Source organism: Curtobacterium sp. VKM Ac-2922 (assembly GCF_022815645.1).
Taxonomy (GTDB): Bacteria; Actinomycetota; Actinomycetes; order Actinomycetales; family Microbacteriaceae; genus Curtobacterium.
This window is the reverse complement of sequence record NZ_JALGRO010000008.1, coordinates 155516-168714: the sequence shown is the minus strand read 5'-3', so window position 1 is coordinate 168714 and position 13199 is coordinate 155516. Positions and strand designations below refer to the sequence as shown.

17 protein-coding genes are annotated in these 13199 nt (G+C 71.8%); 9 read left to right on the top strand and 8 right to left on the bottom strand.

Features of this window, described 5'->3' with window-relative positions; genetic code table 11:
• Positions 1–34 precede the first annotated feature (34 nt).
• The 4 genes from MT346_RS11205 to MT346_RS11195 form a co-directional block, all read right to left on the bottom strand.
• Positions 35–628, bottom strand: coding sequence for a TetR/AcrR family transcriptional regulator (locus MT346_RS11205; RefSeq protein ID WP_243563145.1), 594 nt, complete (start codon positions 626–628; stop codon positions 35–37).
• A 62-nt stretch (positions 629–690) separates the two neighbouring features.
• Positions 691–849, bottom strand: a complete 159-nt coding sequence (locus MT346_RS11200; RefSeq protein ID WP_243563144.1) for a hypothetical protein — start codon at positions 847–849, stop codon at positions 691–693.
• A complete protein-coding gene (locus tag MT346_RS18105; RefSeq protein WP_279396958.1) occupies positions 842–967 on the bottom strand; it encodes a hypothetical protein in 126 nt (41 codons plus the stop codon). Before MT346_RS18105 ends, MT346_RS11200 begins: the two co-directional genes overlap by 8 nt.
• A complete protein-coding gene (locus MT346_RS11195; RefSeq protein ID WP_243563143.1) occupies positions 964–1185 on the bottom strand; it encodes a hypothetical protein in 222 nt (73 codons plus the stop codon). Before MT346_RS11195 ends, MT346_RS18105 begins: the two co-directional genes overlap by 4 nt.
• Before the next feature lie 257 nt (positions 1186–1442).
• Between MT346_RS11195 and MT346_RS11190 the strand changes: the two genes are divergently transcribed.
• On the top strand, positions 1443–2390 hold the full coding sequence (locus tag MT346_RS11190; protein ID WP_243563142.1) for an AraC family transcriptional regulator: 948 nt from the start codon (positions 1443–1445) through the stop codon (positions 2388–2390).
• A 15-nt stretch (positions 2391–2405) separates the two neighbouring features.
• On the opposite strand, the gene MT346_RS11185 is transcribed toward MT346_RS11190, so the two are convergent.
• Complete coding sequence (locus tag MT346_RS11185; protein ID WP_243563141.1) at positions 2406–3638, bottom strand: FAD-dependent monooxygenase; 1233 nt, start codon at positions 3636–3638, stop codon at positions 2406–2408.
• A 38-nt stretch (positions 3639–3676) separates the two neighbouring features.
• On the opposite strand from MT346_RS11185, the gene MT346_RS11180 reads away from it, so the two are divergent.
• The 8 genes from MT346_RS11180 (at position 3677) to MT346_RS11145 (ending at position 10245) form a co-directional block, all read left to right on the top strand.
• Positions 3677–4183 carry a MarR family winged helix-turn-helix transcriptional regulator gene (locus tag MT346_RS11180; RefSeq protein ID WP_243563140.1) on the top strand — a complete coding sequence of 169 codons (507 nt, stop codon included), beginning with the start codon at positions 3677–3679 and terminating at the stop codon, positions 4181–4183.
• Between the two features lie 39 nt (positions 4184–4222).
• Positions 4223–4981, top strand: coding sequence for an SGNH/GDSL hydrolase family protein (locus tag MT346_RS11175; RefSeq protein WP_243563139.1), 759 nt, complete (start codon positions 4223–4225; stop codon positions 4979–4981).
• 71 nt (positions 4982–5052) lie between these two features.
• Positions 5053–5796, top strand: coding sequence for an ABC transporter ATP-binding protein (locus tag MT346_RS11170; RefSeq protein WP_243563138.1), 744 nt, complete (start codon positions 5053–5055; stop codon positions 5794–5796).
• Positions 5793–7226 (top strand): FtsX-like permease family protein, encoded by a 1434-nt coding sequence (locus MT346_RS11165; protein ID WP_243563137.1) that lies wholly within the window; start codon positions 5793–5795, stop codon positions 7224–7226. Before MT346_RS11170 ends, MT346_RS11165 begins: the two co-directional genes overlap by 4 nt.
• Positions 7227–7238: 12 nt before the next feature.
• A complete protein-coding gene (locus tag MT346_RS11160; RefSeq protein ID WP_243563136.1) occupies positions 7239–8675 on the top strand; it encodes an FtsX-like permease family protein in 1437 nt (478 codons plus the stop codon).
• A 146-nt stretch (positions 8676–8821) separates the two neighbouring features.
• Positions 8822–9394 (top strand): VOC family protein, encoded by a 573-nt coding sequence (locus MT346_RS11155; protein WP_243563135.1) that lies wholly within the window; start codon positions 8822–8824, stop codon positions 9392–9394.
• A 137-nt stretch (positions 9395–9531) separates the two neighbouring features.
• Entirely contained in the window at positions 9532–9963 is a 432-nt protein-coding gene (locus tag MT346_RS11150) for an Hsp20/alpha crystallin family protein (protein WP_243563134.1), read from the top strand.
• A gap of 21 nt (positions 9964–9984) precedes the next feature.
• Positions 9985–10245 (top strand): hypothetical protein, encoded by a 261-nt coding sequence (locus tag MT346_RS11145; protein ID WP_243563133.1) that lies wholly within the window; start codon positions 9985–9987, stop codon positions 10243–10245.
• 47 nt (positions 10246–10292) lie between these two features.
• Here the strand turns inward: MT346_RS11145 and MT346_RS11140 are convergent, their stop codons facing one another.
• From MT346_RS11140 to MT346_RS11130, 3 genes are all read right to left on the bottom strand, one after another.
• On the bottom strand, positions 10293–10784 hold the full coding sequence (locus MT346_RS11140) for a GNAT family N-acetyltransferase (protein WP_243563132.1): 492 nt from the start codon (positions 10782–10784) through the stop codon (positions 10293–10295).
• Between the two features lie 4 nt (positions 10785–10788).
• Positions 10789–12165 (bottom strand): LLM class flavin-dependent oxidoreductase, encoded by a 1377-nt coding sequence (locus MT346_RS11135; RefSeq protein WP_308221895.1) that lies wholly within the window; start codon positions 12163–12165, stop codon positions 10789–10791.
• Positions 12166–12310: 145 nt separating this feature from the next.
• Positions 12311–13162 carry a formate/nitrite transporter family protein gene (locus MT346_RS11130; RefSeq protein ID WP_243563131.1) on the bottom strand — a complete coding sequence of 284 codons (852 nt, stop codon included), beginning with the start codon at positions 13160–13162 and terminating at the stop codon, positions 12311–12313.
• Positions 13163–13199: the final 37 nt, after the last annotated feature.

The following is a 13199-nucleotide window of genomic DNA, read 5'->3' as shown; positions in this document are numbered from 1 at the left end:
ACCGGGCCTCCCGTTCGTCATGTGCGTGTGTGGGTCAGAACGCGGACCGCTCCTCGAAGACCGACATCAGCATCGCGGCGCCCAGGCGCGCGGACCGCGCCGGCTTCGCCGAGCCCTGCACCGCGGACTCGACCCGCGCGCCCTCGACCAGCAGCGACAGCGTCTCGGCGATGTGGGCGGGCAGGTCGGCACGGGCGCACAGCAGCGCCAGGTGGTGTTCGACGTCGCGGAAGTGCTCTGCGGCCAGGTCGGCGATCACCGGGTCCTGACGACCGAGCTCGGCGTGGCCGTTGATGAACGCACAGCCCCGCCAGCCCTCGTCGGCGAAGCACTCTTCGAGGTAGCTGAAGATGCCGAGGATCTCGTCACGGGGGTCGTCCGACGCCTCGGCGATGTGTGCCAGCGCGCGACGCCAGGCCCCGTGCCACCGTCGCAGGACCGCGACGACGAGCAGCTGCTTGGTCGGGTACGCCGCGCGCAGTTCCTCGACGCTCAGCCCCGCACGGGTCGCGATGTCCGCCATGGTGACGGGCAGGACACCGTGCTCGGTGAACAGCTCGTCCGCCGCCTTCGACGCGGTGCGTTGCGTGCTGGTCTCGGGAGCGGGAGGTGTCAGCGTGAGGGTCATGGTGGCGGGTGCCTGGTCCTGGTTGCTCGAGCTGCGGGCGGTGGTGGACTGCCTGCCGGGGGTCACCCGGTGAAGAAGTCGGCGTAGGTCGGTTCTGCGGGCACGCCGTGGCCCACGCGTGAGCGGACGATCGCTTCGAGGTCGGCGGGTGGGGTCAGTCCCCGGCGACGCCACTCGGCCGGGTCGCGGCGGAGCTGGTCGAGCGCGATGCGGTCAGGCATCGAAGGGCTCCTGCTCGGCGAGCAGCGCGGCCATGTCGATCGGCTGCGTGAGCGTCTCGTCGTACGACCGGACGGTCGGGACGCGCGGCGGGGTGCTGGTGCTCGGCGTGGCGCTCATGCGGACAGGCCCAGCACGACGGCGGCCGAGGCCAGGACGGTGACCGAGACGATGCCGCTGCTGACGGCGGCGACCTGCAGTGCGCGGTGGCGATGCGCGTCGCGGACCTCGCTGAAGGTGCCGCGGTGGTGTGCGCGTCGCGCCCTGATCGCGACCGCGTCGAACGCGGCCTTGGGCCCTGCGGCGGACTCGATCGGTGCTGCGGTCACGGTGCTCATGGTCCTCTTCCTGGTCGTCGCGGCGGATGCCGTCGGTGTCGATCAGAACGTACGAGCCGGGGCGACACGTGTCCGGGGCGACCGCCGGACGTCTCGGATCGCGGACGTCCGGACCGTCACGTCCGCCGGATTGTGGACATCGCTTTCGTGCCGGTCGGAACGTCCGCGATGCGAGAGCGCTCAGGCGAGCCACGCTTCCCGGACATCGGGCGTGCCGATCGAGGTCGGGTCCGGCACAGTCAGACGCACGATGCCCCATGACTGACGACCGCACGCGCGTGCACGACGAGACCCGGTCGGACGACATCGAGCAGGCCCGCGACTTCCTGGTCGGCGCGTACGACGCCGACGAGTGGCGCGCCGAGACCACCGCGCAGCCGTTCGGGTTCCGGTACTCCGCCGTGGGCGACTCGGCGATGACGCTGCGGGCGATCCGGTTCGACGGACACCTCGAAGGCGTCATGGTGCCGACGACGGACTTCGTCGTGCAGTGGGTCACCCGCGGGACCGGGTCCATCGGCGACGGCGACACCCGGATCGTCAGCGAGGTGGGACGTCCCCAGCTCTGGCCGCAGCACGGTGCGACCTTCACCTACCGGGACTACGACCAGCGACTGGTGCAGGTCAACCGGTCCGCGCTCGAGGAACTCGCCGGCGAACGCGGGGTCGAGGCCGGTCAGGTGCACCTCGACCACACCATCCGGCCCGACGACCGCGCGATGGCGATCTGGAAGAACACCGTCGCACTGATCTCGCACACGGTCATGGACCGGCAGGCGTCGCCGCTGCTGCAGGCCGAGATGGGACGACTCGGTGCCCTGGCCCTGCTCGAGCTGTACCCACTCGTGACCTCGTCACTGCCCGGCGACCTGCTGCTCCCCCGGAACGCCCACATCCGGCGCGCGGTCGAGTACGTGCACGAGCACGCGCACCGACCGATCACCAGCACCGACCTGGCCGAGGTCGCCGCGCTGAGCCTGCGCGCACTGCAGCAGGCCTTCCAGCGACAGCTCGGCGTGAGCCCGAACGGGTACATCCGCCAGGTGCGGCTCGACCGGGTCCGTGATGCCCTGCGGCAGGGCGACCCGGCGACCACGAGCATCGCCGACGTCGCCCGCGCATGGGGGTTCGCACACGCCGGCCGGTTCTCGGCGGCCTACCTGGAACGGCACGGCGAGTACCCGCGCGCGACCCTGCGCCGCTGACCCCCGCCCCCAGCGTCACCCCACGTGGGAGTGGATCTGCGGGAGCGGGACGTCCGTGTCGGCCACCTGGGTGAACCGGGCGGCCACGGGCCGGAGGGCCGGCGACAACAGCACCTTGTCGGCGAGTCCGCGGACGGCCAGGCCCAGGCGCGTCTGCGGGAAGGCGAACCGGACGATGCCCTTCGGGATGCCCTGGATCTGGTCGACCAGCGGACGCATCCACCGCTCGAACCCCCCGAACGCCGCGTCGAGGTCCAGGCGACTGGGGACGTCGGTGCCGCGCGACGACAGTGCTGCGGCCAGGACGTAGCCCCCGGTCAGCGCGAGCGAGGCGCCCCCGCCGCCCATCGGCGTCACGCACCACGCCGCGTCACCCACGACGACCGTCCTGCCACGGTGCCAGCGGCGCATCCGGATCTGGGTGAGGTCGTCGACGTACACGTCGTCCGACGCCGCGAAGCCGTCGAGCACGCGAGCGGTCTCCCATCCGGCGCCGGCGTAGCGGTCGCGGAGCACCGGCAGGGCCTCGTCGCGCGCGGCACCGGCCAGGCCCTCGCCGCTGGTGAACGCCAGGATCGCCCGCGTGGTGCCGTAGGGGTCCGGACGCAGGTGGACCTGCCGCCCGCCGACGGCGTTGTGCCACCGCCACCGGTCGTCGTCCGAGGGGGTGCGCGGGATCGTCCCGAACGCCATCGTCACACCGAGCCGTCGCGGATCGACGTCGTCTGCCTGGTCGAAGACGAGGTCACGGGTCCGGGACCGCACGCCCTCGGCGATGACGAACAGGTCGGCGTGCAGGACCCGGCCCGACGTGGTCGTCAGGGTCACCCGATCGGTGCCGTCGTCTCCCGCGGGGTCGTCGACGTCGTCGATGGTCTCGCCGTAGACGAACGCGACTCCGGCGGGCAGGTCCTCGAGGACCACGCGTGCGAAGTCGCCCCGCAGGACCTCGAGCTCCGCGGTCGCACCGTCCGGTCCGTCGGACGGCAGCTCGCTGGTGACCCGTCCGTCGGCGTCCACCAGGACGGTGCCGGTCTCGGTGGTGTTCCTGCTGCGGATCGCCTCCGTCAGGCCCATCCGGTCGAGGACCTCGCGGGCGACACCGCGGACGTCGACGTTCTGGCCACCGTCACGGAAGGCGGGGGCTCGTTCGATCACGGTCACGTCCCAACCGATGTGTCGGAGCCACCAGGCGGTGGACAGACCTGCGATGCTCGCTCCGGAGATCACTGCGTGTGGTGTTGTCATGCTTTACAGTAAAGCGACTTTGCAGCAAAGGAACCTGGATGCCCGAGATCGACCCCCTGACCCACCCCTGGGCCGAGGACCAGGTCGCCGTCATGCACGGCCTGCGGGACTGGGCGGTGACCTTCGCCGAGCTGAACCACCACCTGTCGTCGTGGATCGGTCTGCCGGTGTCCGACGCCAACGCGCTCGGGCAGGTCATCTGGGCCGAGGTCGCCGGTGCGCCCGTGTCCCCCGCTGCCCTGTCGAGGCGGATCGGGATGACGAGCGGCGCCACCTCGATCCTGCTCGACCGACTCGAGCGCGCCGGACACGTCGAACGACACCGCGAGAGCGCCGACCGCCGACGCATCACCCTCCGCGCGACACCGTCGGCGCACGCCGAGAGCCAGCGGTTCCTGGCCTTCGCCGGCACGGAGATCGCCACGACCGTGCTGGCCACCCCGCCGCAGGACCTGCGCGTGGTCATCGACTTCCTCACGCGGATGCGCACCGCGGCCGCGGCGGCCAACGACCGTCTGGTCGAGCGCCGGGCCACCACGGACTGAACGACCATCCTGCACAGCCGCGTGCACGATGATGGACGGATGGACACCATCCGGTACGTCGCGATCGGCGACAGCTTCTCCGAGGGCCTGGGCGACGACGGCGACGTGCCGTTCCCGGGCTGGACGGGCCGGCTCGCGAGCGGTCTGGCGCGGATGCACCCGGGTCCGGTCGAGTACGCCAACCTCGCCGTCCGCGGTCGCCTGCTGGCCGGCGTGCTCGAGGGGCAGCTCGACGCGGCGCTCGCACTCGACCCGGCACCGACGCTCATCACGTTCTGCGGTGGCGGGAACGACATGCTCCGCCCGCGGTACGCGGTGCAGCCGCTCATCGACCTGCTCGAGGACGCCGCGGACGCCGTCGCCGCTCGGGGCATCCGGCTGGCACTGCTCAGCCCCGCGGACCCGAGTGCCGGACTCCCCCTCGGGTCGCTCATCAACAGCCGTGGCAATGCGTGGGCCGAGGCCGTCGGCGAGCTCGCATCACGACGGGACCTGCCGTTCGTGGACGTGTCCCGCGACCCGCACCTGGGGCGGGGCGAGTTCTGGTCGGCGGACCGGCTGCACATGAACCCCGTCGGACACCAGCGTGTGGCCGACCTGGCCCTGCACGCCATCGCCGACGGACCGCTCGCGACCGAGCCCGTCGTCCCCGCACTCCCACGACGCCGGCTGCGCACCGAGCTGCGCTACTACCGCGAGCACGTCGCACCGTGGCTCGGGCGGCGCATCACCCGGCGATCCTCCGGCGACGGTCGATCCGCGACGTACCCGGCGTGGGTGCCGGTACCGCCAGCCTGATCGCGCCGCACAGCAGTTTCTGAAATTCCACATGTCAGACTGGTGGCTTCTGTCCTCGACCAGGAGCGCCCATGCCTGCCATCCTCGACGCCACGAGCGTCCACAAGTCCTTCCCCGGACTCTCCGACCCCACCCCGGTGGAGATCCTCCGCGACATCTCCCTCTCCATCGAGCAGGGCGAGTTCGTCAGCATCGTCGGGCCGTCCGGCTCCGGCAAGTCCACCCTGCTGACCTGTCTGGCCGGCCTCGAACCACTCACCAGCGGCACGGTGCGGATCGCCGGCAGTGACATCGGCCGTCTGAACCGCTCCGCGCTCGCCAAGCTGCGGCGCGAGCAGCTCGGGTTCGTGTTCCAGTCCTACAACCTCATCCCCTCGCTGTCGGCCCGCGAGAACGTCGCGCTGCCCGCCCGCCTGGCCCGTGGCCACGTGCGCTCGGCGCAGATCGACGCGGCCCTGCAGGCCGTCGGACTGCTCGACCGCCAGCACAACCGCCCGAGTGCGCTGTCCGGTGGTCAGCAGCAGCGCGTCGCCATCGCCCGCGTCCTGGCGATGCAGCCCGGTCTCGTCTTCGCCGACGAACCCACGGGCGCGCTGGACACGATCAGCGGTGACGCCGTGCTGCGGCTGCTTCGCTCGCAGACCGACCACGGCCGGTCGGTCGTCATGGTGACCCACGACCTCGACGCCGCGGCGATGGCCGACCGCGTGCTCGTCATGCGCGACGGTGCCGTCCACCAGGAGCTCACGCACCCGACCGCCGACGCCGTGTTCCGCGCCGTGCACGATCGCCCCGCGGGTCAGGCCGCAGCATGATCCGCCTGACCCTGGCGGGCATGCTCGCCCAGCGGCGCATCTGGATCGGCACGCTCATCGTCGCCGTGGTGACCGGGCTGGCGCTCAGCCTCGCCGCCACCGTCATCCACACCGGCATCCACATCGGCACGCTGGACGCCGCCGCGCTCGTGCACGAATCAGGGCTGCACGGCATCCCCGCCGACGCCGTGGGCCAGGTTGCCGACGCGATCCAGTACTTCTTCGTGTTCTTCGGCAGCGTGATCGTCCTGTTCTCCGGGGTGTGCGCGATGGTCGTCGTCGCGACGACCACCAACCTCGCCGTGGACCTGCAGCGTCGCGAGTACGCGCTCTGGCAGCTCGCCGGCGTCTCCCCCGCGCGCATCACCGCGATCGTCCGAGGTCAGGTCGCCCTGGTCAGCCTGGTCGGCGCCGCCGTCGGCACAGTGGTCGGTTTCGCCGTCGCACCGCGCGTCTTCACGGCGGGCTTCGAGGCAACGCCCGGGCTCCCGCCGGTCGCGCCACTGTACGACCCGCTCGACGCGGTGCTCACCACCCTGGTCGTCGTCGTCATCGCCGTGCTCGGCGCACTCCGCGCATCGGGCCGCGCCGGTCGGGTCCAGGCGATCGAGGCACTCCGTGGTCCCGGTCGCGCCGCCGGACGGATGACCGTCATCCGGTGGATCCTGGCCGCCCTGCTGCTGCTGGCGACGGTGTCGAACGGCCTGTCGATCGGTGACCTGCAGCTCGACCAGGCCGCCGTCCCGTCGGCGATGTTCCCCCTGACGGCGGCGGTCACGCTCGTCGCCCTCGCGCCACTCGTCACGGCGCCCCTGCTGCGGCTGTGGACGTCGATCGTCCCCGCGCGACTGTCGTCCTCGTGGTTCCTCGCCCGCAACACCGCAGAGTACGACCTGACGCGCAGCACCAGCACCGTGACCGTCATGATGATCGCGATCGCGCTGCCCGGCGGACTGGCAGCGGCCAACGCGGTCTTCAACAGCACCGGAGCCACTCCGGACACGCCAGACGCCTCCCAGAGCATCATCATCGGCGACCAGACCCTGCTGCTGCTGGTCGGCGGAGCGCTCGTGATCGCCCTGGCCGGTGTCGCGGCGAACGTGTACATGGCCAGCAGCGTGCGCGACCGCGAGCACGCGCTGGTCCGGTCCGCCGGCAGCACCCCCGGCGGCGTCCTGCTGTCCGCCGTGTTCGAGGGCGTCATCCTCGCCGGCACCGCGCTCGTGCAGGCCGCCGTCGTGCTGCTGGTCACCGGTTTCGGCCTGGCCGCCAGCCTGGCCGCGCACAACCCGTCGGTCCGCCCGGACTTCGGCGTGCCACCGGCCGCCGGCGTGTTCGGTGCCGCGCTGGTGCTGGTCATCCTGGCCACGGTGGTGCCGACGCTGCTCGCGCTCCGCCAGCGCCTCGTGCCGATGCTCGCGGCAGCCTGAGGAGGGACCGACGTGATCCGCCTGACCCTGGCCAGCATGGCCACCCACCGTCGCATCTGGATCGGCGCCCTGCTCGTCGCGATCGTCGCGAGTGCGGCGCTCAGTCTGGCCGCCGGTGTCGTCCAGACCGGCGTGGACATGCTCGCACTCGACCCCGCCGACCTGGTCCGGAGTTCCGGCCTGACCGAGCTGCCGCCCGGCTTCGACCAGGCACAGGCAGCGCAGCTGTTCTTCGCCGCGTACGCCAGCCTGGGCGCGGGCGTCGTGGTGGTCACGTCGGTCGCGGTCGTGTCCGTCGTCAACACCGTGACCAACCTGACCGTCGAGCTGCAGCGTCGCGAGTACGCGCTGTGGCAGCTGGCGGGGGTGTCCCCGCGCCGGATCACGGCCGTCGTCCGGCTGCAGATCGCGCTCGTGTCCGCGGTCGGCGGGCTCGTCGGCGGGTTCTCGGGGTTCCTGTTCGTCGGGCCGGTGCTCGACTGGGCACTCGGGTCCGCGTCGGGCCTGCCGCGGATCCCGGTGGTGTACACCGCCGTCGATGCGCTCTGCTGCGTCGCGGTCGTCGTCCTGCTCGCGTCGTTCGGCGCACGCCGGTCGACGCGGGCGGCCGGCCGGGTGCTCGCCATCGAGGCCCTGCGCGGCCCGTCACGGTCGGCCACCCGGATGACGGCGACCCGCTGGGTGCTCGCGGTCGCGGCCCTGGCGGTCGCCGTCCTCGGCATCGGTTCGAGTGGGTCCGTCCCGCTCGGCGACGCCGGCTCGAACGCGATGTACGGCGCACTCGCAGCGGTCGTCGTGGTCGTCGCCGTCGCACCGGTCCTCACGCCGCTCGTCCTCCGGTCCTGGACCGCGCTGGTGCCACCGCGCCGCTCGGCGTCCTGGTACCTGGCGCGCAACACCGTCCGGTACGACCTGACCCGCAGCACGAGCACCGTGACCGTCATGGTGATCGCGATCGCCCTGCCGGCCGTGCTCACCGCGGTCGACACGGTGACCGGCAGCGCATCGGCCGCCGGTGCCGGGGATGCTCCGGCGTCAGGTGGCGCGCTCGGCCTGCAGGCGCTCGTCCTGCTGGTCGGCGGCGCCATCGCCACCGCTCTCGGCGGCGCCACGGCGAGCGTGTCCATGTCGAGCAGCGTGCGTGACCGTGAGCACGCGCTCATCCGCTCGGCCGGGGGCACGCACGGCGGGGTCGTGCTGACGGCGTTGTCCGAGGCGGTCGTCCTGACCGGGACCGCCCTGATCGAGGCCGTCGTGGTCGTGCTGGTCGTCGGGGTCGGACTGACGACGGTGCTCGCGTCGGGGCACCCGCTGGTCCGGCCGGACTTCGGCATCCCGGTGCTGTCGGTGATGTGTCTGACCGCGTTCGTGCTGGTGGCGCTCGCGACCGTCGTCCCGACCGTGCTCGCGCTGCGGCAACGCCTGGTTCCCCTGCTCGCCGCCGACTGACGGGTGCGCTGTACGCCTGCTCAGTGAGTGGTGATCACGCAGGATCACGACGGTTCCCCGCACGGCGCACCGACTCCCGTTGCCGCTCGGCGGACCAGGCGGTCTACTCGTCGAGTCCACCACAGCCGACGTCCGGGGAGACGGCCATGACGACCACTGCACCGCGCGCACCATCCACCGCCGCGTCCGCCGCAGCCGTCCCCACCGGGACGATCCGAGGCATCGACCACATCGGGCTCACCGTGCCCGACATCGACACCGCGACCGACTTCTTCGTCCGCGGGTTCGACGCCGTCGTCCTGTACGACCGCTTCCTGCGCAGCGAACCGGTCCGCAGGACACGCGACGTGCAGCAGCGTCTGGGCATCCCGCACACGATGGCCCAGGGGGCGCTGCGGATGCTCGCGCTGCCGAACGGTCCCGGGCTCGAGCTGTTCGAGTACCACGGGCGCGGCCAGCGTGGTGCCGCCCGACCGAGCGACCTCGGTTGGCAGCACGTCGCCTTCTACGTGGACGACCTCGACGCGGCACTCGCCCGGGTCGAGTCCGTGGGTGGCCGGCGCTACGCCGAGCCCCGGGACCTGGGCGGGAACGAGAGCGGCTGCGGCAACCGGTTCGTCTACGTCGGCACGCCGTGGGGCTCGACGCTCGAACTCATCACCTACCCGACGATGCAGGCCGGCGAGCTCGCCGCCCCGCGTCCGAAGTGGCGGGTCTGAGGCGTTCCGAGCGAGCTCGAAGCGATGTTCCAGCACCGTTCGAGGAACCGGATCCGCGACGGCGTTACCGTCTGATCGTGCCCGGTGACGAACCCCCGGACACCACAACTCGACATCAGGAAGGGGACATCTTCATCATGGCTGTGACGTTCGATCCTCTCTCGGAACTCGACCGCCTGACCGGCGCCCTGCTGGGTGGCCGCCAGACGCTCAGGCCGATGCCGGTCGACCTGCACCGCGACGGCGACCAGTACGTGCTCAACGCCGACCTGCCCGGCATCGACCCGGGTTCCGTCGACATCAACGTCGACGGGCAGCTGCTCACGATCCGCGCCGAGCGCACCGCCCCCGGTCAGACCGACGGCGGCGGGTGGCTGCTGCGGGAACGCCCGCACGGCTCGTACCTGCGCCAGTTCAGCCTGGGCGAGGGCGTCGACTCCGATGCCATCTCCGCGCACTACGACAACGGCGTGCTGTCCCTCGTGATCCCGGTCACCCCGAAGGCGAAGCCCCGGAAGATCCAGGTCACGAGCGGCGCGCCGACCGACCAGCAGGCCCTCGCCGGCTGATCCCGCAACCAGGGAGCGACCGTGGAACTCGTGGCAGCCGTGCAGCCGCCCGAGGTCGACGACGCGCTGCTCCGGGACGCCGAGTCCGTCATCGTCGACGCGCTCTTCGCGAAGGTGGTCCGCGACGGGTTCCGCACGACGACCGGTCTCGCGCCCCGGCCGACACCGTCGGACGGTCCCGTCCGTCCCGGTGACGGCGAGCAGCCGCCGCGGCCGGTGCGGCTCGACGACGCCTCGTCGGCGGACCGGTGGGCCAGGTCGCCCCCGGCGCGGCGCACGTGAACACGGACAGGAGGCCCGGTGCCAGCGGCCCCGGGGCCTCCTGTCCGTCAGCGGGTGACGTAGGTGCGGGTCGGGACGCCCGTCACGGCGTGCGGGAACTCGTGGCCCGTCGGGTGGAAGCCCGCGGCCTCGTAGAGCCGGACCGCACGGAGGTTGTCCGCCAGCACGTGCAACGCGACGGCCGGGTGTCCGGCGGTGTGTGCCGCTGTGACGGCCTCGATCAGCAGGCGCCGACCGACGCCGTACGCCTGCACCTCGGGCCGCACGGCCAGCAGCGACAGGTACGCGGCGTCCGCTGGGTCGGTCGGGCGTCCGGTCCCCGGTTCCGTGACCAGGACGAAGCCGTCGAGTGCACCGACGGGGCCGTCAGCGACGAGCAGTTCCACGCGCGGGGCGGCGAACTTCGACGCGGCACGATCCCGGACGGCCGGGTGCTCGGGAACACCGTCTCGCGCAGCGACGGCTGCGCACCACAGGTCGATGCAGGCGTCGACGTCGTCCGGGGTTGCGGCACGCACGACCACGGACGACTCGATCACCCGGTCAGCCTACGACCGCGTCGCTGGCGATCCGGTAGCCGGCGCCGCGGTGCTCGTCGGGCAGCCGGTCCCCGCGACCGTGCAGCTTGTGGCGGAGCGACCCTTCGACGTACTCGGTGGGGTAGGCGCCGCGGGCGCGGAGCTCGGGGATGACGAACTCGATGACGTCCTCCCACGTGCCGGGCGTCACGGCGTAGGCCAGGTTGAACCCGTCGACGTCCGTCTGTCGCTGGATGTCGAGCAGCTGCTCGGCGATGGTCGCTCCCCCGCCGACGGCCACCGGTCCGAGTCCACCGATCGCGGTGTGCCGGGCCAGGTCGCGGATCGTCCAGGCGCTGCCGTCCTCGCCGGTCGCCGCCGAGATGTTCGCCGCCGCCGACTGGATCGCGTTCGACTCGACGTCGCCGAGCGGTTCGTCCAGGTCCCACTGCGACAGGTCGACACCCATCCAGCCGGAGTTGAGCACGAGGGCGCCGAGTTCGGACGCGTACGACAGGTAGTCCTCGTACTTCGCCCGGGCGAGCTCGTCGGTGGCGTCGGTGATGACGGTGAGCAGCGTGTAGATCTTGGCCGCGTACCGGTCACGACCCGCGGCCTCGAGCGCGTCGCGGATCTTGGTGACCGTGGCGGCGAGCTGCGGCAGGGTCGGCGCCCCGACGAAGATCGCCTCGGCGTTCTCGGCCGCGAAGGCGATGCCCCGCGGCGACGCTCCGGCCTGGTAGATCACCGGCGTGCGCTGGACGGACGGCTCGGACAGGTGGATGCCGGGCACGTCGAAGTGCGTGCCGTGGTGCTCGATCGGGTGCACCTTCGCCGGGTCGGTGAAGACGCCCGTCTCGCGGTCCTCGACCACGGCGTCGTCCTCCCACGACCCCTCCCACAGCTTGTAGAGGACCTCGAGGTACTCGTCGGCCACGTCGTACCGGTCGTCGTGGCTGAGCTGGTCGGTCTGCCCCATGTTGCGCGCGGCACTCGGCAGGTAGCCCGTCACGACGTTCCAGCCGACGCGACCCCTGGTCAGGTGGTCGAGCGTCGAGACGCGGCGGGCGAACGGGTACGGGTGCTCGTACGCGGTGCCGGCGGTGATGCCGAAGCCCAGGTGCTCGGTCACCGAGGCCATCGCCGACACCAGCAGGATCGGGTCGTTCACGGGGACCTGTGACCCGGTCCGCAGTGCCGCCTCGTTCGAGTCACCGTAGACGTCGTAGGTGCCGAGCACGTCGGCGATGAAGATGCCGTCGAACGCACCGCGCTCCAGCGTCTTCGCCAGCTCGGTCCAGTACGTCAGGTCGCGGTAGTTCCGCGACCGGTCGCGGGGGTGCCGCCACAGCCCGGAGGCCTGGTGCGCGACACAGTTCATGTCGAACGCGTTGAACCGGATCTGCCGGGGCGGCTCGGTGGGGTTCGTGGGCTCGGTGGGGTTCGTGGGCTCGGTGGGGTTCGTGGGCTCCGTCACGATCGCGACGCTACGGCGGGTCGCGGCGTGCGTCACGCATGGTGACGAACGATGACGCGCCGACGTCCGGTCACGATGCCGGGGGCTGCTCGTGCTCGGCACGGTCGGGGTCGTCCCGCGAGTCGCTGCGACGGCGCTGCATGAGCTCCTTGGTCCGCACCAGCCGCAGCGCGGTGACGAGCACCAGACCGCCGAGCACGTTGAACAGCAGCGTGTACCCGAACCAGCCGAGCCACTGTCCGTACGTGATGTCCGTCCCGCCCTGGATCGCGCCGAAGACCAGCAGCGAGTCGAGGATCGAGTGGAACAGCTGCAGGCCTGCCAGCAGGAACCCGCCGGCGACGGCTGCGACGAGCTTGGCGGGGTCGGAGTCGGTTCCCTGCTGCATCCGGGTCATCAGCGTGATGGTGCTGCCACCGAGCACGGCGAGCACGATGCTCTGCAGCCCGAACGGCGCGTCGATGAAGTGGCGTCCGGCCTCGGCGAGGGTGTCGTGCCACTGGGGGAACGCCTGGACGAGCAGCCACATGAACACCCACCCGCCGGCGAGGTTCGCGAGCAGGGTCCCGCCCCAGAGCTTGGCGAGCTGCAGGACGCTCCCCTCGCGGGCGACGACCGCGGCGACGGGCATCAGGAAGTTCTCGGTGAACAGCTCGCTGTGCGCCAGGTACAGCGCGATGAAGCCGATGCCGAAGGCCAACCCCGCCAGCAGGTGGCTGTCCGTCTCGTGCAGCACCGCCAGGTAGGCCATCACCCCGAGTCCGACCTCGAGCCCGCCGAAGAACCCGGTGATGAGCGTCGCACGGAGGGTGCGCTGCAGCCGCTCCGCGCCCTCTTCCACGGTTGCCTCGAACGACTCCACGAGCTCGTCCTCGACCGGTGCGTCACGCGTGCCGAGTTCGCGTCGTCGTTCGTCCGTCATCCTGCGGAGCGTAGGCGCGTGGCGCTGACGGCACGGA